The sequence below is a fragment of the Paraburkholderia humisilvae genome, assembly GCF_902859855.1.
Taxonomy (GTDB): domain Bacteria; phylum Pseudomonadota; class Gammaproteobacteria; order Burkholderiales; family Burkholderiaceae; genus Paraburkholderia; species Paraburkholderia humisilvae.
This window is the reverse complement of the sequence record NZ_CADIKH010000036.1, coordinates 1-21,429: the sequence shown is the minus strand read 5'-3', so window position 1 is coordinate 21,429 and position 21,429 is coordinate 1. Positions and strand designations below refer to the sequence as shown.

General features: G+C 61.6%; 23 protein-coding genes. 10 read left to right on the top strand and 13 right to left on the bottom strand.

What is annotated here, in order from left to right:
• Positions 1 to 90 precede the first annotated feature (90 nt).
• Both HV796_RS28600 and HV796_RS28595 read right to left on the bottom strand, forming a co-directional pair.
• Positions 91 to 966: a MarR family winged helix-turn-helix transcriptional regulator gene (locus HV796_RS28600; protein WP_175230099.1), complete on the bottom strand. Its 876-nt coding sequence runs from the start codon at positions 964 to 966 to the stop codon at positions 91 to 93.
• 247 nt (positions 967 to 1,213) lie between these two features.
• Positions 1,214 to 2,224 carry a nitrilase-related carbon-nitrogen hydrolase gene (locus HV796_RS28595; RefSeq protein ID WP_175230096.1) on the bottom strand — a complete coding sequence of 337 codons (1,011 nt, stop codon included), beginning with the start codon at positions 2,222 to 2,224 and terminating at the stop codon, positions 1,214 to 1,216.
• Between the two features lie 105 nt (positions 2,225 to 2,329).
• Here HV796_RS28595 and HV796_RS28590 point away from each other — a divergent pair, with 105 nt between their 5' ends.
• A complete protein-coding gene (locus HV796_RS28590) occupies positions 2,330 to 3,208 on the top strand; it encodes a LysR family transcriptional regulator (RefSeq protein WP_175230093.1) in 879 nt (292 codons plus the stop codon).
• Positions 3,209 to 3,220: 12 nt separating this feature from the next.
• On the opposite strand, the gene HV796_RS28585 is transcribed toward HV796_RS28590, so the two are convergent.
• The 6 genes from HV796_RS28585 to HV796_RS28565 form a co-directional block, all read right to left on the bottom strand.
• Positions 3,221 to 4,333: a malate/lactate/ureidoglycolate dehydrogenase gene (locus HV796_RS28585; protein WP_246356093.1), complete on the bottom strand. Its 1,113-nt coding sequence runs from the start codon at positions 4,331 to 4,333 to the stop codon at positions 3,221 to 3,223.
• Between the two features lie 68 nt (positions 4,334 to 4,401).
• Positions 4,402 to 5,682, bottom strand: coding sequence for an MFS transporter (locus tag HV796_RS28580; RefSeq protein ID WP_175230090.1), 1,281 nt, complete (start codon positions 5,680 to 5,682; stop codon positions 4,402 to 4,404).
• Between the two features lie 278 nt (positions 5,683 to 5,960).
• Positions 5,961 to 6,092, bottom strand: coding sequence for a hypothetical protein (locus HV796_RS45490; RefSeq protein WP_281369872.1), 132 nt, complete (start codon positions 6,090 to 6,092; stop codon positions 5,961 to 5,963).
• Between the two features lie 70 nt (positions 6,093 to 6,162).
• Positions 6,163 to 7,272: a porin gene (locus tag HV796_RS28575; RefSeq protein ID WP_175230087.1), complete on the bottom strand. Its 1,110-nt coding sequence runs from the start codon at positions 7,270 to 7,272 to the stop codon at positions 6,163 to 6,165.
• A 300-nt stretch (positions 7,273 to 7,572) separates the two neighbouring features.
• A complete protein-coding gene (locus tag HV796_RS28570; RefSeq protein WP_175230085.1) occupies positions 7,573 to 8,526 on the bottom strand; it encodes a LysR family transcriptional regulator in 954 nt (317 codons plus the stop codon).
• 103 nt (positions 8,527 to 8,629) lie between these two features.
• The gene (locus tag HV796_RS28565) at positions 8,630 to 9,157 is read right to left on the bottom strand and encodes a winged helix-turn-helix domain-containing protein (protein WP_175230081.1); all 528 of its coding nucleotides are present in this window, start codon (positions 9,155 to 9,157) and stop codon (positions 8,630 to 8,632) included.
• Positions 9,158 to 9,588: 431 nt separating this feature from the next.
• On the opposite strand from HV796_RS28565, the gene HV796_RS28560 reads away from it, so the two are divergent.
• The 5 genes from HV796_RS28560 (at position 9,589) to HV796_RS28540 (ending at position 12,560) form a co-directional block, all read left to right on the top strand.
• Positions 9,589 to 10,134, top strand: coding sequence for a DUF2589 domain-containing protein (locus tag HV796_RS28560; RefSeq protein ID WP_175230078.1), 546 nt, complete (start codon positions 9,589 to 9,591; stop codon positions 10,132 to 10,134).
• Positions 10,131 to 10,397 (top strand): hypothetical protein, encoded by a 267-nt coding sequence (locus tag HV796_RS28555; protein WP_217478024.1) that lies wholly within the window; start codon positions 10,131 to 10,133, stop codon positions 10,395 to 10,397. Before HV796_RS28560 ends, HV796_RS28555 begins: the two co-directional genes overlap by 4 nt.
• A gap of 122 nt (positions 10,398 to 10,519) precedes the next feature.
• Complete coding sequence (locus HV796_RS28550; protein WP_175230075.1) at positions 10,520 to 10,930, top strand: hypothetical protein; 411 nt, start codon at positions 10,520 to 10,522, stop codon at positions 10,928 to 10,930.
• A gap of 149 nt (positions 10,931 to 11,079) precedes the next feature.
• Positions 11,080 to 11,796 carry a DUF2589 domain-containing protein gene (locus HV796_RS28545; RefSeq protein WP_175230072.1) on the top strand — a complete coding sequence of 239 codons (717 nt, stop codon included), beginning with the start codon at positions 11,080 to 11,082 and terminating at the stop codon, positions 11,794 to 11,796.
• Between the two features lie 113 nt (positions 11,797 to 11,909).
• A complete protein-coding gene (locus HV796_RS28540) occupies positions 11,910 to 12,560 on the top strand; it encodes a glycoside hydrolase family 19 protein (RefSeq protein ID WP_175230068.1) in 651 nt (216 codons plus the stop codon).
• 91 nt (positions 12,561 to 12,651) lie between these two features.
• On the opposite strand, the gene HV796_RS28535 is transcribed toward HV796_RS28540, so the two are convergent.
• The 3 genes from HV796_RS28535 to cobF all read right to left on the bottom strand — a co-directional run bounded on the left by HV796_RS28535 (position 12,652) and on the right by cobF (position 16,241).
• Positions 12,652 to 13,065, bottom strand: coding sequence for a 2-oxoglutarate dehydrogenase (locus HV796_RS28535; protein WP_175230065.1), 414 nt, complete (start codon positions 13,063 to 13,065; stop codon positions 12,652 to 12,654).
• A gap of 70 nt (positions 13,066 to 13,135) precedes the next feature.
• Complete coding sequence (locus HV796_RS28530) at positions 13,136 to 14,950, bottom strand: S10 family serine carboxypeptidase-like protein (protein WP_175230062.1); 1,815 nt, start codon at positions 14,948 to 14,950, stop codon at positions 13,136 to 13,138.
• A 517-nt stretch (positions 14,951 to 15,467) separates the two neighbouring features.
• Entirely contained in the window at positions 15,468 to 16,241 is a 774-nt protein-coding gene (cobF, locus tag HV796_RS28525) for a precorrin-6A synthase (deacetylating) (protein ID WP_175230059.1), read from the bottom strand.
• Positions 16,242 to 16,349: 108 nt separating this feature from the next.
• Here cobF and HV796_RS28520 point away from each other — a divergent pair, with 108 nt between their 5' ends.
• From HV796_RS28520 to HV796_RS28505, 4 genes are all read left to right on the top strand, one after another.
• Positions 16,350 to 17,591, top strand: coding sequence for an alkaline phosphatase family protein (locus HV796_RS28520; RefSeq protein WP_175230057.1), 1,242 nt, complete (start codon positions 16,350 to 16,352; stop codon positions 17,589 to 17,591).
• Entirely contained in the window at positions 17,588 to 17,836 is a 249-nt protein-coding gene (locus HV796_RS28515) for a hypothetical protein (RefSeq protein ID WP_175230054.1), read from the top strand. Before HV796_RS28520 ends, HV796_RS28515 begins: the two co-directional genes overlap by 4 nt.
• A 26-nt stretch (positions 17,837 to 17,862) precedes the next feature.
• Complete coding sequence (locus HV796_RS28510) at positions 17,863 to 18,561, top strand: hypothetical protein (RefSeq protein WP_175230052.1); 699 nt, start codon at positions 17,863 to 17,865, stop codon at positions 18,559 to 18,561.
• Positions 18,562 to 19,258: 697 nt separating this feature from the next.
• The gene (locus tag HV796_RS28505) at positions 19,259 to 20,326 is read left to right on the top strand and encodes an alkene reductase (RefSeq protein ID WP_175230049.1); all 1,068 of its coding nucleotides are present in this window, start codon (positions 19,259 to 19,261) and stop codon (positions 20,324 to 20,326) included.
• Between the two features lie 47 nt (positions 20,327 to 20,373).
• Here the strand turns inward: HV796_RS28505 and HV796_RS28500 are convergent, their stop codons facing one another.
• Together HV796_RS28500 and HV796_RS28495 are read right to left on the bottom strand one after the other, a co-directional pair.
• On the bottom strand, positions 20,374 to 21,267 hold the full coding sequence (locus HV796_RS28500) for a DMT family transporter (RefSeq protein ID WP_175230046.1): 894 nt from the start codon (positions 21,265 to 21,267) through the stop codon (positions 20,374 to 20,376).
• A gap of 27 nt (positions 21,268 to 21,294) precedes the next feature.
• Positions 21,295 to 21,429 (bottom strand): AAA-associated domain-containing protein (locus HV796_RS28495; protein ID WP_175230044.1); only part of this gene is annotated, 135 nt, incomplete at its 5' end.

Here is a 21,429-nt window from a genome sequence, read left to right as displayed (position 1 = left end):
CTGAGAAGATATACAGTCAAGATAACAGTCTGTTCCAGCAAGCGCGAGGCGATGGATCGACTTGCAACGTGCCCAGGGCCGCCTGCGAACTCAGCCGCCCACCGACAGAATGCGCCTGATATAGGAGTCCGCTTCGCTGAACTGAGCGTCGCTCATGCCGATCTCGGCGCGCAGCACGGCGAGTCCGTCTGCGATGCGCACGATCGCCTTGTCGGCCGCCGCGACACCGGCTTCGGTCAGCACGATGTTCGAAGAGCGCAGGTCTTCGTGATCCGCGACGCGCGCGACGAGCTTCATGCCCTCCATCCGGTCGATGCGTTTGCTCATCGCGCCCGAGGTGACCAGCAATGACTTGAACAGGTCGGTTGGTCGCATCGCGTACGGCGCGCCAGCCCGGCGCAACGCGAGCAGCACATGCAGTTCACCGATATCGACGCCCACTGCCTGCGAAATCGCCGTCAGGCGCCGCTCATGCATGTAGTGCGCCTGCTTGATGCGCAGGAACAGGCCGACCAGACTCAGATCGAGGTCCGGCCGCTCGCGCGCCCATGCCAGCGCGACCTCGTCGAGCCTGTCGGTCTGCACGCGCCTTTTGGGCCGATTCCTGAGGCCAAGCCGGGCGGCCGCGCCGCCCAGCACGCCGCGCCCCTTGCCGGACCACCATTCATGCGAACGCGCCACCGCTTGCGTGTAGTTGAGGACCATGAGCCCGTCGGCGCCGGCGCTATCGTCGGCCTTGCCGAGCAGAATTTCCTCGTAGCGGCCCGCCCCGACGAACAGCCGCGCATGCCAGCTGGCCGAGCGCGCGCCTTTGTAGTAACCGAGATGCCGTCCTGTATCGACCGCGTGCCAATACGGCTTGCGACGTGGCTGCAGCGCGGCGCGGGACTCGGGCGTAGCAAGCGATGCGCCGTCTTCATGCCCGTCACTCGCCTGGCGAGGCGCCATGTGTTCGTTGTCTTCCATGCTTCCTGGTACTCCTTGCCTCAAACCGCTGAATGCGTCAGTCCCTCCATATTACCCAACTCACCCAATTCCATCAAATGCGCGAACACGGATCGCCCGCAAGATAGGCCACCGCTAACGGAGTGATAGTTTCGCGCCTCGCGCGCGCGATGGAGCGCCGCGGCGTCGCTGCTTGCGGCCCGCAATATCGCGCTGATTTGTCAGGTGATTGCGCAAGCATCGCGCGCGACGCGGTGCCGCATCGTGATCAGGATTCGCTACCGGACTGCGGTTTCACGCGTCTCTTCACCACCGCGAAACTGATCGGCACCGCGCCGCGCGCTGTGACGCCCTTCGGCTCGGGCGGGGCCAGCTCTTCAGGCGTGGCGGACGCCGTCAACGGCCGGTACAGCGCGGGACGGCGCGATGCGCGCCACAACTGAACGACACGTGCACGCGCCAGTGACCGGTCGATATCGGCTGAAATGAACGGCTGCGGACGATCGCCGGAATCGGCAAGCACGTTGCCGCGCGGGTCGACGATCAGCGCGGCGCCACGTGCGCCGGCATCGTCGCTGTCGTCATCCGTGCCTGCGGCGAGCACGATAAACGTGCCGTTGTCGAGCGCGCGCCCAGGCATCGCACGACGAAGCGCTTCGATCGCGCCGAAGTCCGTGCCCTCACCCTGTTCGCCGCTCGCCTCGCGTGCCTCATGTGTGCCGCGCAGGGCGCTGCGAGGGGCGCTGCAATGAGGCGCAAGCAACAGCGTGGCGCCCATCAACGCGATCACTCGCGCATTTTCGACCAGGCCGTTATCCGCACCAATCAGAATGGCAGCCCGCACGCCCCATTGCGTATCGAACACCGTGAACCGGCTTCCGTCGTCGATGCGATGTCCGCCCGCATGTAACTTGCGATGGCAAAAACGCGCGCCGCCCGGCATGCATACGACGTAGCTATTGAAAAAGCGTCCGTCAGCGGCGCGCTCGATCCATCCGACGCCGGCCGCGACGCCGGTTCGCTTGACCGCCTGCGCGACCTCGCCGATCAAAGGACCGTCGAGCGGTTGGGCGATCGCCTGCCAATCGGCGTGGCGCAAACGCGTACCGCCGCCCATGCCGGTGAGACACGCCTCGGGAAAAACCGCGAGCGCGATGCCCGCGCGCGCAGCATGATCGAGCGCAGCGACAATGCGCGTCACGTTATCGCGTGTGTCACCTCGACGCGAAGCAAATGGAACGGCCGCGATACGCAGCGGCGCAATGGAAGATGGCTTCATGGTGCAAGTCCCGGCTGATGATGTAATCATTGAACTGCCGCTCGATCAATAAGTAAAATGAATCTTTCGATCGATTCAATCACTATTTGGAATGGAAATCAGCGCATGGAAATCCGCCTGCTTCGCGCGTTCCTAACCGTCGCCAGCATGAAGCACTTCGGCCGCGCGGCGGATGCGCTCGCGCTGAGCCAGCCGGCGCTCAGCAAACAGATCGCCGCGCTCGAAGACAGTGTCGGCGCGAAACTGTTCGAGCGCGGCAGGCACGGCGCCGAACTGACCGTGTTCGGCGACACCTTTCTGGCCGATGCGCAGGCGTTAGTACGCGATGTCGATGACGTGCTCGCGCGTGCGCGCGAGGCAAGCAGCGGCAAGCGCGGCTTTCTGCGCATCGGCCTGGGCCTGTCGACGCTGACCATCGCGCCTCGGTTGATTGCCGAGTTCCGACAACAGCATCCCGACGTCAGCGTGACGCTCAACGATCTGTCGTCGGCTGAGCAGACCCGGCGGCTACTCGGCGCTCAACTGGATGTCGGGTTTTTGCGTCTGCCAGCCGCTCACGGACTGTCCGCATTCCGCGTGATCGACGAGCGGCTTGCGCTCGCGGTGCCGGAGCATGTGCGGTGGAAGCGCCTGCCGTCGAACTTGCAGGCGCTGAACGAACTGGGTCTGATTGCGCTATCGCGCCGCCAGGGTCCGGGGCTCGCCGCGCAGATCGATCAATGGTGCAGCGAACATCAATTCGTGCCGAAGATCATCCAGCAGGCGGACGATATCCAGTCCATTCTGGCTGCGGTGGCGGCGGGCGTCGGCGCGGCCTTTTTGCCGTCGCGCACGCAGTACCTGCTGCGCGATGCGCGGATCATTCCGTTGCGTGGCGCGAGCGCACGCTGGCAGATCGGACTGGCATGGCAAAGCGGTCGCGACAATGCGGTCGTGAAGCGGTTTGTCGAGTTCGTGCGTGCCGATCTCGTGCGCGCGGCCTGACACGAGCCGAGGTCAGCGAGCCTCGTATTGCGCAATCGCGGCGTCGGTCATTCCCACCGCGCGCGCCGCGTCGATAATCTGCGCCCAGCTCGTCATATCGACCGGAATCCCCTTTTCGGCGCGCTCGCGGCGCGTTGCGTTTTCGCGCTCGCCGGGCAGCAGGATTTCCTCGGTGCGTTCGGCTCGTCGCGCCGCCTTCAGCCAGTCAACGAATGCATCCGCTTCCTGATCTTTGTCGGGTGCGTCAAACGCAGCCGGGTCGACGATCACCGACATCATGCAGTTGACGATCGCGTTGCTGGTTATGACCGTTTCCGCGTGCGTCGTGAATCCGCCCGTTAGCGCACCCGCGAAAATCTCGCACATCGCAGCCAGTCCCGCTCCCTTGTGACCAGCCACATCGCCGCCGAATGCAAGCAGCGCGCCGTGCTGGCCTTCACTAAACAACGCGCCCGGGTCGCGTGTCGGCCGGCCATCGACATCGATCAACGCGCCCGCCGGCGTGTCGATCCCCTTGTTGAAGGCGACCCGCACCTTGCCTGCCGCGATCGCACTGGTCGCGAAATCCAGCACCAGCGGCGCGCGCCCTTCACGCGGGAACGCCGCGCAAAACGGATTTGTGCCGAAGCGCCGGTCGATACCGCCAAATGGCGCGACCAGCGGATCGCCCGCGACATTGACGAAGTGAAACGACACGAGCCCGGCGCGTGCGCACTGCTCGGCCCAATGCCCGATGCGCCCGATATGATGTGCGTTACGCAGCCCGACCGCGCACACCCCGAGCTGCTTCGCGCGCTCGATGCCGCGTTCCATCGCTTCGAACGCGACAACCTGCCCGAACCCGCGCGCGCCTTCCAGCGTCAGCACCGCGCCGGCATCGCGCACGAGTTGCACATGCGTATTGAGCTTCAGCTCGCCTTCGCGGCACGCACGCATATAACGCGGGATCATCCCGACGCCATGCGAGTCGTGACCCGCCCGGTTCGCCTCGACCAGGTGATCGGCGACCAGCGTCGCCTCGCGCGGCGCGCTGCCCGCCGCCTGCCAGATCGCAACGACCAACGCATGCAGTGCGTCCGCGCCGATCATGACTTCGGCATACGATGTAAGTTCAGGTTTAGCCATGATCAAGCGTGAAGAATGAAATGAGCCATGCACCAGGGCCTACGTTCGCGCGTCATCGTGCTATCGCATCACGTGTGGCGTGCGTACGCGGGTTCATCGATTGCGTCGTCGCGTTTCCCGTCCAACGGTTCGACACGGCCGACCACGAACAGGTAGCTCGCCGCGCCGAGCACACAAAATGCGCCCGCCACCACCAAAGGAATCGTGAACGAGCCTTTGGTCAACTGCAGCATCACACCGGTGAATGTCGTCAGTGCGATGCCCGCGAGATTCGATGCGAAGTTCTGAATGCCTGCGAGCGATGCGACATGCTGCGGCGTTGGCGCGACATCCGCCGGCAACGACCAGATACTGGCCGCCGCAGCCGCGAGGCTGCCATACGCAAGCGCAAAGAGCGCGAGCATTTCGTAGATACCCGGCACCACGGCCGTGAGCGTAATCACCGACGACAGCAGCATCCCGCCGACGATGCACGTCTTGCGCGCAGCGGTGGCGCTCCAGCCGCGCCTGACGAGCGTATCGGACAGCCATCCGCCGAACCATCCGCCCGGAATGGACGCGATCGCAGGCAAGGTGCCGAGCGTGCCAAGCGACTTCAACGAGAAGCCGCGCACCTCGACCAGATAGCTCGGAAACCACGTGATAAAGAAATAGATGACGAAGTTCAGGCAAAAGAACCCGAGCATCATGCCCCACACGGTGCGATAGCGGAACAGCGAGGTCCAGCGGATCGAGCGCGCGTCGGGTTGCGCGGTCGCCGGTCTGCGCCGCTCGAATGCGGGATTCGCGGCCGGCTCGCGATACAGCGCGAACCAACCAGTGACCCACACAATGCCCAGCACACCGGTGATCACGAACGACGCCTGCCACCCGAGCGCGGCGATAATCGCTGCGACGATCGGCAGCGACAACGCGGAGCCGGTGCGCGAGCCGCTATCGTAGATGCTGGTTGCTAACGCACGCTCTTCGCGCGCGAACCATTGGCTGACGAGTTTCGCGCACGACGGATAAGCGCCCGCCTCGCCGACGCCGAGCATTAGCCGGCAGCCGAACATCGCGGTAAAGCCACCGGCAACCGCGGTCGCCGCGGTGAACACAGACCACCACCCGACTGCGAGCGGCAGCGCGACACGCGCGCCGATGCGGTCGATGAACCAGCCAAACGGCAATTGCATCACCGCATACGTCCAGAAAAAGCCGCTTAACAGCAAACCCATGCCCGCCGGCCCGATGCCGAGATCCTTCATGATGTGCGGCGCGGCGACCGCGAGGTTCGCCCGATCGATATAGTTGACCGCGATCGCCAGGAAGCAGAAGAAAATCACGAGCCAGCGGGCCTTTTCCTTCATCGCGTCGTCTCCTCCTGAACCCGGCCGTGTGATGCGCGGGTGAGTTGCCGACTGCGGCCGGACTACCGATGAGGGTCATGGGCCGATATGCGGCTGGAATGCTGCGGCGGAATGCGTACTGAACTGCGTCTAGGGACCAGGTAGACCGGGCGCACACTGCGCACGTACTGACCGGCATTGCGCAATGAACCGCTTTGCATACAACGCCGCATGGCTCGTGCCCGGACCAGGCGGTCCGGACAGGCTTTAGACGAAATTAAACGAGCGCTGCAACGCGGTCAACCGGGTAATCCCTGACACCGCGTCGTGCTGCCGTATGGATGTTTGACTTGCTTGATCAGCATCTGATGATGCGCGAGCCAGCTCGCCGCCGCGACACCCAGCGCCTCAGCGATCTCCGCTTGTGTCACGCCGGGGTCGATAGCAGATGCGGCGGGAGACGTCGACGGTTGACGCCGCCCGCTCGATCGTCGAAACCCGTCAGAAGGCGTGCTGAATACCCGCGTACACACCGGACTGGCTATGCCCGACGAGCGGATTGTCCGTCGCGACGGTGTCGCCCGCGCTATTGGCGTTTAGCGCGAAGTTCGCCGTGCTGCTGTTCTGCACGGTTGCGATCTGGAAATCGAGCAACGTGCGTTTCGACAGGTTGTACGTGCCGCCCACCGTGTAGAGCGTCGCGTTACCCGCGCCCTTGTTCGCATTGACGTGATACACCGCCGCGATCACCGCGGCGGCCGGCGTTATCTCCCAAGTCACACCGCCCCACTCGTGGTCGAGACTGGTCGGCGAAACGCCGGTGGTCGCGGGCGCACCCGAAGTGCGGATCGCCTGATACGCGGCCTGCAGCTTGAACGCGCCGAAAAACACATTCACCGCGGCCGTGTACTCGCGGGACGCGGTGAACGGATCATCCAGCAGCCCGTTCTGCGCATCGCGTATTTCGTCGTAAATGGCGCGCGCCTGCACATGGGCGGACGTATACGTCAGTTGCAGACCCGCCCAACGTCCTTGCGGTGTCGTACCGTTGCCGTTCCAGTTCGTCGCGTTCGACAACGCGTACTGCCCAAACGCGTCGAACCCCGCGAGGTTCGGCGTCTGGTACGAAATGGTATTGCTCGAGTGCAGCCAGTTTCGTCCGCGCACAAGCGACGCCGACGACCAGTTCGACTGGCCGAACGGATCGAAGTCCCATACCCCGTTCGCGATAAACAGTTCGCGGCCAAGCAGCAGCGTACCGAAGCGCTGGCTCGACAGGCCCACGGTTGCGTAGCGATCGAATAGGCCGTCGCTACTGCCCGCGCCGGTCATCGTATTGAACGCACCTTCGAGATGGAATACGGCCGCATAACCGCCGCCGAGATCTTCCGTTCCTTTGAGGCCCCACAAACTCGTTCCCCAGTCACCGCTTTCCGCGCGAAATCGCGATGTCTCGTGCGTCGCCGCGCCATTCGCGGTGGGGCCGGCGGGTACGCCGTTCATATATTCGATGCCGGCATCGACCCGGCCATACAGCGTGACCGACGACTGCGCGTGCGCAGCCGATGCACACAGCAAGGCGATAACGCCTAATGCCGCGTTCTTTTTCATCTTCGTCTCCTGAGCGCGTACGGTGGGTGGCGTTTTTTATCCAATGCCGACGCGCAATTCGACCTTATAACTGGTCAGTTCCTTTGAATATCCCGATTACAAGTTTTCCGTAAATCATTTCTCATATATTGGTATTTTCGTTAATTGCGAAAACATGCCCAATTAAATGGCCTTCGAATTAAAACAAGTCGGGATTCTACACATTTTACGATGCGTGCGTTGCGGATTACATAATTGTCCGGAATCGGCTGAAATGCGAAATTTCAGCCCTTTCGCGACACGTAAGTCCAACATTGCGTGTCAAAGCGTGTTGCCGGTGGATTTCATTTCCAAAGGACGCGCTACCGATGGCACAGCGTCGATCATCTGTTCCTCGATCATGATCGTTTGCGCGAATTCGGCGAATGCGCTTACGGCACGCGGAATATGTCTGCGAGTCAGATACGCAAAATAGACGCGCACATCCCGATACGCGTAGCCCGGCAGCACTTCGCATAACGTGCCGGCCTTCAGGCAGCGTTCCGCCATGAAGGTCGGCAAGAACGCGATGCCGAGCCCCGCCAGCGCAGCGTCGAGTTGCGCGCGCGATGTGCTGACCTGAAAGCGGCCCTTGACAGGAATCTGCTCGCGGCCGTTCGGTCCGTCGAGCCGCCACACAACCCGCGCGCCATTGTGACCGGGCGAGACGATGCAATCGTGCGACGAAAGATCGGCCGGCGCCGCAGGGATGCCGCGCATGTCCAGATACGAGCGGCTTGCGACCAGCGCTTTCTGCGTCGAGCCGAACGGCCGCGCGACAAGCGTCGGTTCATCGACCGGCCCCGTGCGAATGGCGACGTCGATGTTCTCGCCGAGCATGTCGGTATAGCCGTCGCTCAGTTCGAACTCGAGCGATACATTGGGATAGTTCCCCAGAAACTGCGCAATCCGTTCCAGCGGAAACCAATGAAAGAAATCGGCCGGCGCCGCTACGCGAATCCGCCCGCAGACCGACTCGCCGGCATCGTGCATTTGTCTCGCCGATTCCGCCAACGCATCGACCTGTTCCGCGCATCGCCGGAAAAAGTCCTGCCCCGCGGCGGTCAGCGCGAGGCGCCGGGTCGAACGCTGCATCAGCCGCACGCCGAGGTCGCGCTCGAGCTGCTGGATGCGCCGGCTGCATGTGCTAGCCGGGATGCCGAGCCGGCGGCCGGCTTCCGCAAGACTGCCCGCACGAATCACTTGTACAAATAAGGCGACGTCATTGAGATCCATTGCTTATTACATCTCAATCTGCGAGGGATCTCATTCTATCGCCGACTCGTGAATCGCACGTTGTCCTAACGTATGAACAAAGGAAACATTCAATGCCGCCGCATTAATGATCGAGGATCAGCCAGTCATCGAAGCTGAAACCGCGCACTCTCACCGTATTCAACGGCAATGCGAGGCCGAGCCTGTCACGCACTTTCTTGCGCAAGCGCATGACCGTCGTATCGAGCCGGTTCTGGTCGTAGCTCAGATAATGCTCACCGAATTCATCGATAATTCTTTTTCTCGTAACGACCTCGCCCTTCTCTGACAACGCAAATACTTTGATCAGTGAGAACTCAAGGCTCGTAAGCTTCGTACAACTGCTATTCGGCGCCACCAGCGTATGTTGATGCAATGACAGGCGCCACGGCGGATTGACACCGCGCGCCAGACTCGCGATATAAAGCGGAAACGGATGCGACTCGTCGACCTCCCAGATAGTGACGGACTTGCACAGCGCGCCGCCGCCGGAATCCACGCGCAACGCATCGGCTGCGTGACCATAGCTAACCTGGTATCCCGCGTTACTGAATAAATCGAAGACTTCGCTCCGCTTGCGCGCATCGTCATCGAGCAAAAGCAACGCCATCATATTTACCCCGATTGTGTTGGCACACGCACTTATGTTCGCGGACGGTAAAACCGGCAACATGACAATTTATGACATCCACCGATAGGCGAATTAGATTGCGAAACTGCCCACCTCCCTTTGAAGTGAATGTTTGATATCCTCAAATTAGCATTCGATATCCTTAATTTCACGTTCAATATCCTTTCCGGATAAATACAATTTGCCTGGCCGGAGATACCGGGAGCAATTAATCAAATTACATATTCGGGAAATGGGGTTTGCGGCAGAGGTCGGCAATGACGCCGGCCGGCGCGGCTGGATGGCAGAGGCGATGCATGCTGAATGCACGTCATAAACGATCAGGATCGGCAATCCGACGCCCGCTATCGTGGTGACCTCAAGCGGACGATCCGACGCATTTCCGACATGTGCTCTCGCCAGGAGGAGCGGCTATGGCCACTTCAAGCAGTCTCGAAGACATTGTGCGAGCGATCGCGCAATCGATCATGCAGGCGCAGCATATGGTCGAGAAAGAGCAGGTTTCCAATTTCGCCACGTTCTTTACCGACGACCGCCAGCCGACCACCATCGACATCCAGCTGCCTGCCACGCACAGCACTGCAAAGCCGGACGATATGGTGCATTACCGGCTGCCGCTGCTGGCACTCGTGCCGCACAGTTCGCTTGTGATCGGTGAGGCAGAGGTCGATCTGGACCTGGAACTCGGCGATTTCGAAGAAGTGGATCGCGCAAGCGATAGCGACAATGACGCGATCCTGACCCAAACCGGCAAGGCCGCGCCCGCAAAAAAGAGAGCAACGCTCATGGTGAGCGCCAGCAGCGCAACCAAAAGCGCGAGCCGCAGCATCGCGCATATCAAGCTCAAGCTGCTGGCTGCGGAAAAGACGGAAGGGCTCGCGCGGCTGATCGACGACGTCATCAAGGGTCAGGGCATGACCGACCTGGTCCAGCCGTCGGCCGAGGAGCCCGGGACGTGACGACCGAGCGCTTCCACCTGAGCGAGATGCGCTTCGTCAAGCGCATCGTCGTTGGCAACGACAACCCACAGAACATCCGCACCGAAGCGGAAGTGCAGGAAGCGATGGATCTGGTTAACCGCTGCCTGAGCGGTACGCCGCGCGGCTATCTTCTCGGCTTCGAGAAGAGCTTCGGGCTGTACAACATCGGTGAACACCAGGTCGTTCTTCAATATGTGGTCTATCACATCGGCTTTGTTCGCAAGCCCGTTTTTCTGACCTGACTACCGTGACCAACCGGGTGCTTACTGTCGACGCATTGTGTCAGGCGCTCGCTGACATGCTCCGCGAAGTCAACGCGTCGCTCGCGCGCGATCCGCTCGCGTCCCCGGATTTCGACTGCGCAATGAAATACGCGTTGCAGTGCACGTACCACTACCGGCTCGGCGAGTTAACCTTCAGCTTGCCTTGTTGCGCGGTCACGCGTCGTATCGGCAACGCGCGGCAAACTGTACTCGCGCTGCGTCCGCCCGCCTGGTGGAAGCGCATCGGCCACTCCCCCGTGTACCGACGGCTGCATATCGATGTGCGTCCAGACGCAACCACCTTGCGCTTCACCCCGATCGAACGCACGGCGCTGGCTCCGCGCGGCAAGCGCTGGACCTTACTTTTGACGCAGAACCAGAAGCTGATTTTGGCCCTGTCCCCCGACGTCCCATCCGAGGCGCCGTCCGCATCGACCGGTCGTGCGTTCCTGCGCCGCATCACCCGATGGCTGCGTCGCAAGCCCGAGTCCGATGTGCGCGACGCTCGCTAAAGATACGCTATAGGGCCAACAGGAACTGTCACGAACCGTCTTTCTTAGTGATCCTAATATCGTGACAGGCGCCCCACCGCGCCCGCGATGCCGGATGTCGATCACGTGAAGGCATCGATTCCCAGGACCGCACTCTTAAAGGAACCTCCATGCCCGAACTTATCGAAATGGCATCCCAATTCAAGGGTTTGCCGATGTCAGACCTGATCGGCAGTCCGCTGACCGCAGCTTGCGATGCACAGATCAAACTCGCCAACGCGACCGCCGATTTCATCAAGTACGTCGGGTTTCTGCCGCCGCCCGCCAACGACCCCAACGGCGTCGGTGATACCCGTATCGCCCACTTCGCGTTCAGACGTCCCATTGCGGACCCGACCGACGCCAGCAAAACCATTGACGAGAACGTCACACTCGATGTGCCGCTGCTCGCCATCGTCAAAGTCCCCGCGCTAGGGATCACGAAAGTGGACATTACCTTCGACATGGAAGTGAAGTCGTCGTTTGCGTCGAAGGAGTCGACCGATGCATCCGCCAAATTGTCGGCGGACGCGAAGATCGGCTGGGGTCCCATTAGCGCGACGGTGCACATCGAAGGGTCCGTCGCGTCGCACAAGGAAAACACCCGTTCGTCCGACAACTCGGCGAAATACCACGTTCAGGTGCTAGCCGAAGATTCGGGCATGCCAGAAGGGCTCGCTCGCGTGCTGGACATTTTGCAGACCGCGATCCAGCCAAAGACGATCGGCACGACGCCGAACGCACCGGCGAATAATCCGGCTAACCCGGCGAATCCGGCGAATCCGAATAACCCAGCGAACCCGGCGAACCCAAACAACCCGGCCGACCCGAATAACCCCAACCCATAACCGCGGCGGGATCGACTACCCATCGATGACGGTGGCCTCAGCACCGTTTTGATTCCCGCCCACGGCTCATCATGGCGTCCCAACCGGACGCCATGTTCATCAGGATTCCTACCATGTCAGATATCACGCTCGATCAATTGAAGCGCCTGCTCACTGTGCCCGACCCGGACGCGCATGCGCAGCAATGGCTTAATCCCCTCAACCACGCGATGGCCGAATGGTCGATCGACACGCCTTACCGTCAGGCGGCATTTCTCGCGCAGACGCTGCACGAGTCGGGGCAGTTCCGCTATCTGTCGGAGAACCTGAACTACTCGGCGCAACGACTGCGCCAGGTTTGGCCTGCGCGTTTTCCCAGCGATGAGAAAGCACAGCAATATGCGGGCAACCCCGAAAAGCTCGCGAGCCTGATCTACGCAGACCGGCTCGGCAACGGCAACGAGGCTAGCGGAGATGGCTGGAGCTTCCGTGGGCGCGGGCTCATCCAGCTGACGGGCCGCGAAAACTATGAACGCTGCGCGCAAGGGCTGCAGCTGGACCTGCTCAAGCAACCGGACCTGTTGCAGGAGCCCGAAGGCGCGGCGCGTTCAGCTGCGTGGTTCTGGTGGAGTAACAAACTCAACGAACTCGCCGATCCGAAACCCGGCCGCGATCTGGCTGAAGATTTCACGACGATCACGAAGCGCATCAATGGCGGGACGATTGGGATGCAGGCGCGCATCGAGTATTGGGACAAAGCCAAGGCCGCGCTCGGCGTCGGTTGACGGAAACTGCCGCCGTTGGCACGTGCGCCACATCAGGCGTCGCCACCAAAGGTCGGCAGTCGTCAAGCCGTTAAACTCACGGACCTTACTTTCACTGCCCTTGTTGTTGCTGCAAATACTGCCTGACGTCGTTCATTGTTACGCGGCCGGTATGAGCGGTATCGATCTGAGCGAAGTGTTTCGCAATGAAACCAAGGCCACTGCTCTGCGCTTGCGCCTGCGTAATCGAGGCACCGTTGGCCAGCGCCGAAGTCCCACCGAGACGCGCTTCGATACGCTGCTGCGCCTGTTGTTGCAATTGCGTGCCGCTGGAAGGCGCGATGGGTCCCGGACGATTACTCGGGAAAAACGGGCCATCCACACCATGGCCGCCTTTGGGCAGCGTGACCGGCGCAACAGCCTGCGCCGCCCATGCTTGCGCGTCGAAAACCACCACGCTCAGCATGCCGATCACACCGGGAACAATCAGCGACGCAGCGCGCCGCAGCATAGCAATCGTAGACATGAATCCCTCACAATAGATGGCTGGGAGGACACCCCCGGTTTCGCGGCCGGGGGCTCGCATGCTTTAAAGGTTACTGCGTCGTCGTCGCCTGCGCGGTAGCGGTCGGCGTACCTGCCGGGCTCTCGTCACGCCACGGCGCGGGCAATGTCCCAAGCGACAGTGCGGACGGAATCGGTTGGCCGCCATAGTAGTCGACCAGATCCGCCTTCATCTTCGGGCGCGCGGTATCGTCCAGATAGATCATATGCCCGCCGGGGAAGAAGTTGACCTGCAGGTTCGGATTCAGGTGCGGCACCGTTTGCAGGCGCGCGAGCTGCTTCTCGGTGGTGAAAAACGGCGTGGCCAGATCGTGGTAGCCGTTTTCGGACAACACCTTCAGTTGTGGATTCAACGTGAGCGCGCCGAGCAGATCAGGCAACGTGTCAGGCAGCGGCTGACCGTCATGCGAGAAGTCCCAGACGTCGATGATGTTGTCGTTCAGCGGCACGTACGTCGCATTCGGCGCGGTATAGCCGAGATAGTCGGGCAACTGCGTGGCGAGTGCGGTCGTGAACGGTTGCGAGATCAGGATATCCGACGGGTCCGAGTCGGTTTGCAAGCGCGGATCGGAATCGGGTAACGACACACGTCCATCGTAGCGGCCGATCGTCGTGCCCGGAATCAGCGACGTGTTATACGGGTTTATGTTGAAGTAACCATTCAGCGCCTGCAGCGTCAGGCTTGAAGGAAAGCGCCACAACTGCAATGTGAGTTGCGACGGGAAGACCGGCGTGCCAAGCGCATCGGGAATGCCGAGCTGGCTCAGTGTCCAGGACTGCGCGTATTTCCTGAAGACGTTGTACTGGCTCGTGGCGAATAGCTCGGTTTGCAACGCATACAGCCCCAGGTCGAGCGGCGCGGGCGACGCCTGCTTGTAGTACGCGGCCACCTCCGCATACCCCGGGAAATAGCCCGCCAGCGTATCGGTGTCGAGTTGCAGCCCCAACGTATTCTCGGTAATGGCGGTCGCCTCGATCGCGTCGGCGAAGTAGTTCAGGATCGACGATTGCAGCACGATACCTGTCAGCTGCACGCCGGCCGATTCGAGCGCCAGCGCAAGCATATCGGTGCGCGGCGTGCCATACGATTCGCCGTACAGATAAATCGGCGAAGCGCTGCGATTGTTGGCCGTCAGATAGCGGATGATAAAGTCGCGCATCACGTTGACATCCGGATCGCAGCCCCAGAACACGCTGTTCGTGTTCGGCAGAATCGCCTCGGAAAGTCCTGTGCCGGGCGGGTCGATAAACACCATATCGGTGGTGTCGATCAGGCTCTCCGTGTTGTTCACCAGCGGGAAGTTCGGCCAGTTGGTCAAAAGCGGGTCGGGGGTGGCGACGCGCGTGGGCGCAAACGAACCAAGACGCAGCCAGATCGACGACGAACCCGGTCCGCCGTTATAGACAAAGGTGACGGGACGCGGCGTGCCATTCGTCGAGGGCGCGGTGTACGCAACGTAGGACATGGTCGCTTCGGGGTTGCCTTGTGCATCCGAAGCGGTCAAGTGGCCGGTCGTCGTCGTGTAGTTAACCGTCGTTTTACCGGATGTCCACTGGTAATGCATGATCGCCGCCTTTTCGGCGACCTGTGCCGCAGGCAAACCGTCATTGGCATTCGTCGAGTATGGAATCGGGTCGCTGTACGGCTGGTTCGCCACCTGTGGCTGCGCAGCGGTTTGCTGGTTTGCGTTCGCCTGTTGCATCGCGCTCGCGGCTGCCGATGAAGGGCTGCCGTCACCGCCACCACATGCCGCCAGCATCAGGACGCCGGTAATCAATGCGCCCGGTAAAGCTAGCCGCGCTAAACCACGCGAGCGGCCCCTGCAAGAGCTACGGTCTGGTTTCATGTCTGCCCCTGTGTTGAGTGTGCTACCGCTACTCGATGGCCGCCTTCGCCGCTCACGCGAATGCAAGACAGAAGCACGCGTCAAATTCAAAGGCGCGAAAAGCGGCTGACGATACAGTGAATAAAGCCGACAATATTCTTTCCACAACCTGACGTTTGCAATACATCAACAACGAATCGCATAATTAAGGAATGCCAACCACATAATCAAATGCAAAATCTTTTTTATGCGTATTTGTTCGTGAAAAATTCAGTAATGAATGTTGGCAGAGGAAAAATAGATGGTGATTCCGGGCTTTGTCAAGCCGCGTATTTTCAGGTATGCCCGCCGGATGCGGTTGATGTGAAATGACTTCGAAAATAAAAACGCCCTGATAAAGCAGGGCTATTCAACGTGAGACCGTCGCTACCGGAATTGCGATAACGAGCGGTGGGTATAAATCAATCGAGCTACAAGTCAACGCACGCGATTGCGAACATCAAGCGGCCCGTTCGGCTGATCCGCGACGCCACCTGGCTCAAACGCCTGTGCCTCCGCTTCGCCGTTTCAGCAGATACGTATCCATGATCCAACCATGCCGCCGCCGCGCTTGCGCACGTACGCGTTCAATATCGTCCATCACGTCGCGAAGTTTTCCTGCGATCAGAATTTCGTCCGGTGTACCGACATAGGCTCCCCAGTAGATGTCGAGATCTTCGTTCGATACCTGACGGAACGTATTTTTGGAATCGAGCATCACGACGATGCTGTCGACACCATGCGGAAAGCCTTCTGCGAGCGTGCGCCCGTTCGTGACCTCGAACGGGCGACCGATCGCGTTAAGCGCGACGCGATGCTGTGCCGCGAGCGCCTGTACGCTGCTGATGCCGGGAATCACGCGATAGTCGAATGCGTGCCGGCCGCTTTGCGAAATCGCGTCGATAATGCGCATCGTGCTGTCGTACAGCGACGGATCACCCCACACAAGAAAGGCGCCGCATTCGTCGTCACCCAGCTCTTGCGCGATCAGCCGCTCGACAATCTGTTGTTTGTCGCGATTCAGATCTTCGACCGTTCCGACGTAGTCCGCTTCGCCGACTTTTCGTTCCGGGCTCGACACCTCGACGATGCGATAGTCACGATTCCGCACATAGCGCTCGATGATTTCTTTTCGCAACGCGACCAGTTTTTCCTTCGCCGGCCCTTTGTCCATCACGAAGAACACATCGACCTGATTGAGCGCATTAACGGCCTGAACGGTCACATATTCCGGATCGCCCGCTCCAATGCCGATAATCAGCAGTTTTTTCATCTTCCACTCCATGTGCCGCCACGCTGAAAGCCACCGGTGTGTCCGGCTTTACGCGATTATCCGCGGGACAGTACACTAGCACGCGCTCCCACCACAGGAGAACGCTCGATGAGTGCCAACGCAACGGACCTATCCGCACCGGCGAGCATTCAGCACGTATTCGTGCTGATGCTCGAGAACCGGTCCTTCGATCACCTGTTTGCGCTATCCGGCATCCCCGGCATCGTCGCGGCCACACCCGCCAATACGAACACCTACGGCGACACGGTTTACCCATTCGGCGGCGACGCACCGGAACAACTGCCCACTGACCCGGGACATGAATTCTCCGACGCCGTCGAGCAGCTATGTGGCGCGGGCGTGCAGTTCCAGAAAGGTCAGCCTTTTCCACCGGTCGACAATTCGGGTTTCGCCGCAAACTACGCGACCTCGCTCACCGAGGGGCCGCTGCCGCCCCAGCAGGACGTGGGCGACGTGATGCGTGGCATCGACACGCGCACCCAGGCGCCGATGCTCTACACGCTCGCGACCGAATTCGTGCTGTGCGACGGCTGGCGCTCGTCGATGCCCGGGCCGACCTGGCCGAATCGCTATTTCCTGCATGGCGCGTCGTCGGCGGGCCTCGATCACACACCCACGCATGCCGAAATGCTCGAATGGGAATCCGTCGACGGCTTCACGTTTCCGAAAGGTTCGATCTTCGATGCACTGGGCGAAGGCCATTATCTCTTCTATCAGGACGAGTCGGGCTCGCTGTCCGGCCGCATACCGCAAGTCACATCGATCCGGAACATCCATTTCTTCGACGTCGATGACCTGTCGCACTTCGAAGCCGATCTTGCGCAGGGCTACAGCGCGCGCTACACGTTTATCGAACCGAACTACGGCGATATCGTGCACCAGACGTACGAGGACGGCAGCTCGCAGCACCCGAAAGACGGTGTCGCACGTGGCGATCAGCTCGCCGCGCGCGTCTATAACGCGATCCGCCAGTCGCCGCTTTGGAACAGCAGCCTGCTCGTGATTCTGCACGATGAACACGGCGGTCTGTACGACTCGGCCAGGCCGGGCAGCGCGCCTGCACCGAACGACGGTGCGTCCGCGGAGCTGAACGCGTCAGGCTTCGGGTTCGATGTCTACGGCGTTCGCGTGCCGGCGATTGTCGTCTCTCCGTGGGTCGCCAGGGGCGTCGTCGATCACACGGTGTACGATCATAGTTCGGTACTCGCGACCCTCGAGCGGCTATTCGACATTGCGCCGCTCACCGAGCGCGACCGCCGCGCGAACGACCTGCTGCCGCTTCTCACCGCCACCTGCCGGACCGACTGCCCGCAAAGGATCGGAACATGACGCAGACCGCCCCCACCGACCCGCGTGACGCCGAGCCCGTGCTCGACGGCACGAGCCTGATGGCCTATCTGCACGTGCTGAAGAAAGCGCATGGCGCGCTGGTCGGGCATGTGAATGCGCAGCAACGCTTTCGTCAGATCGTTACGCGCGGTCACGCGAAGCAGTACATTGAAGAGTTGATGCCGCAATTGCTGCGCGAGCGCGAAAAGCATCGACAGCATCGGCGGCGGGCCACCGGTCGCTGAGCCGCTTTAATCGCTGATTCGCTGCGATGAACACCAAGGCTTTACGTTTCGCTCGGCCGGCGCACGCCGCACTTTATGCGGCATGCGCTGCGACGCTCACTTCGTGCGGCGGCAGCTTCTGCCTCGGCGTCGATGGTTGCGGCGGCACCAATACACAGCCCAATGTCACGCTAACCGGCACCGCCGCGACCGGCCATGCGCTGGCCAGCGCGACGGTCAGTGCCGGTTGCGCCCAAGGCGCGGCCACCGCACTCTCGGACGGCGGCGGGAACTACAGCATCACGCTTAACGCCGCGCTGCCGTGCGTCCTGACGGTGACCTCCGGCGCCACGACGCTGCATTCCGTCGCGTTTTCCAGCGGCACATTCAATACGACGCCGGAAACCGACCTGATGCTCGTCTACCTCGCCGGGCAACTCGGCACGACCGAGAACGGTCTGCTGACAGGGTTTTCGACCAACGCAACGTTTCAGCAGGCGCTCGCAAACCAGACCAATGTCCTGGCCGCGCAAACAGCGGTCGGCGCGAATCTGCAGCAGCATTACGCGGTGACGCTGTCGGTATCCGCATTTTTGACGACACCGTTTATCGTCGGGCAAGCAGGCGTCGACAGCGACCTCGATGCGCTGGCAACCGCCGGGGCGATCGACGCGAACGGCATGCCGGATCCGGCCGCCATCGCGCTGATGTCGGCGGCCGGCAGTGCGCGTCCGCTCGGACAATAACGCGTGTCGCTGAAGCATCCGCCGTCACGCGGCGCGCCGGCGTGGCGTCAAACCCGCTTCAAACGCCGCTGCGCCCGATCGTCCGGACGCTCTTCCACTGCCCCTGCTCGACCTCGCGTCGTCGCGCGAAGAACTGGCGCGCGCTGTAAACGGTCGCGCAAACTTTGCGCGACGGCGCACGCGCGCTATTCGGGACGATCTGACAAAGCGCTGCTGCGCAACGGCGGCGTTGCCGCCCGCGTGTCAAGCGTTTTGAGTGCGTGATTAAATGGTTAGCGCCATCTTGGTTGACTCGATGCCGATTTATTCGATCATTCTGACGAATTGAAAATACTTAGGAACGTTAATTTTTTCCATTCCACCGATACGCGAGCCGCGACACGCCGCCAGTTTTCAACGCTGACTGACGGTTCGGCCCGCCGCAACGAGACTGAATAACTTTAATCTGTCATCGTTCTGTCATCCGCCTCACGGTTCGATGAACTTTTACGCTTCTCTCGCGCTGGCTTCGCATTACGCGACGTTGCCCCTCCTTCCTCCTCTATCGTTCCAAGCCGGATGCCCCTATCAGTGGCCGTTCCCCGCGGTCCGGGATAGCCGCTGCTCCTTCGCATTCGCCACAAGACCGGCACCTTCGACATCGGCGCTGCGACGCCGGCAATAGCAACGCCCTCCCTACCTGAAGGATTCGATCACCATGACTACCGTGTGGGACCCCATCAAGATCGGCAACCTTTCGCTTCCCCACCGCTTTGCGATGGCGCCGATGACGCGCAGCCGCGCGAACCCGGACGGCACGCCCGGCCCGTTCGCGGCCGAGTACTACGCGCAGCGCGCGTCGCTCGGCCTGCTGATCACCGAAGGCGTGCAGCCCTCCGAAGACGGCCAGGGCTATCTGACGACGCCGGGCATTCACAACGACGCGCAGGTCAAAGGCTGGCGGAAGGTCACGTCCGCGATTCACGACGCGGGCGGCCGCATCTTTATCCAGCTGATGCATGTGGGCCGGATGTCGCACCCGGACAATACGCCGCATCATCGGCAACCGGTCGCACCCTCCGCGCTCGCGACCGGCGAGCAGATGTACACGGCCAACGGCATGCAGCCGATGCCGACGCCACGCGCGCTGACCACGGCCGAAGTCAAGGCGACGGTGCAGGATATTCGCCGCGCAGCCGCGCTTGCGATCGAGGCGGGCGCCGACGGCGTCGAACTTCATGGCGCGAACGGCTATCTGCTGCATCAGTTCTTCGCGGCCAACGCGAACCTGCGCACCGACGAGTACGGCGGCTCGTATCAGAATCGGGCGCGCCTTGCGATCGAGGTCGTGCAGGCGGTTGCGCAAGAGATCGGTCCGGAACGCACCAGCCTGCGAATTTCACCGCTAGAACCCGTCGGCGGTCTGAAGGAAGGCGATGAAAATCTTGATCTTTATCGCTATCTGACGAGCGAACTCGACAAACTGAAGCTTGCGTATCTGCACGTGTACTACACGCCAAAGAGCGATGCATTGCTCAACGACATTCGCAACGCGTGGTCGGGGCCGTTGATGCTACTGCGCTCGCCACGGACGTTGGAAACCGTCGGCAACGACGTCGAATCCGGCCTCGCGGATATCGTGTCGATCGGCAAGTGGGCGCTTGCGAACCCCGACTTTATCGAGCGGTTCAGGCACAAAGCGCCGTTTAACGAGCCCATTGCCGCGACCTTTTATGGTGGGACCAACGTCGGCTATACCGACTATCCGACGATGGCCGCACGGTAAGCGCGGGGACCGGCCGTGCCAACGACGGCCGGTCCATCCGCCGGATTTCACCGTTGCTGCCGCAGCGCCAGCGCGACGCCGCTCAAGGTCAGCACCATCGCCAGCGCGGTGCGCGCACCTAGCGGTTCGCCGATCGAAAGCGCCGCGGCGACGATGCCAAGCACCGGCACCAGCAGCATGCCGATCGATGCGATCTCCGCAGGCAGCCTGCGCAGCGTTTCAAACCACGCGAGATAACACACGCACATCGGCACCAGCGCCATGTAGATCAACACCGCCCAGCCGTCGGCGTGAAGCGCGGCGAGCTGCGGGCGTTCGACCGCAAGCCCGAACAGCACCATTGGCGCGCACCCGATCATCACCTGCCATGCAACCAGCGCGAGCGGCGCAATCGGCATCGGCTCGCGGTTCGCCACTGTGCCGAAAGCGAACAGGACCGCGGCGAGCAGCGCACAGATGATGCCCACGAGCCGGTTCGCATCGAGAGAAAAACCGTGGCCGCCGAGCAGCACGGCGACGCCCGCGAGACCCAGCACGAGCGCGCAAAAACCGCCTGCCGACGGACGGCGCGCCTGCATCGGCCACGCGAACAGCATCGCCCAGAGCGGCATCGTGTACACGAGCAATGCCGCCTGGTTGACCGGCAGCCACACCATCGATAGCGTCGACAGCCCCATCCATGCGAGCACGTTGGTGCCGGCCGCCAGCAACAGCCGCGGCAGCGCTCGCACGGGCACACGCATCGATTCGCCGCGCGCGATCACCAGCGCGAACAGCAGCAGCGCCGCCGCCACACCGGCGACGCCGCGCGAAAATAGCGGCGGCCACTCGCGCAGCAGCACTTTCATCGCGGGCCAATTGATCGCCCAGCCAACCGCGGTGATGAGAAGAAAAAGAAGACCGGAGAGACGGGACGATGACGATACGCTTTTGCTGGACATGCCTGTTTGGGGTATCCGCGAACGCGACTACGCTTCGACGTCCGCGAGTCCGAATATCTCCGACTGGTCGTTATACGAAAAGATCTCGCCGTAACGCCCCCAGTTGATCACCGCATCGAGCGTCTCCTCCGCGGCGCTATCCGAGAGGAAATCCTCCAGCTC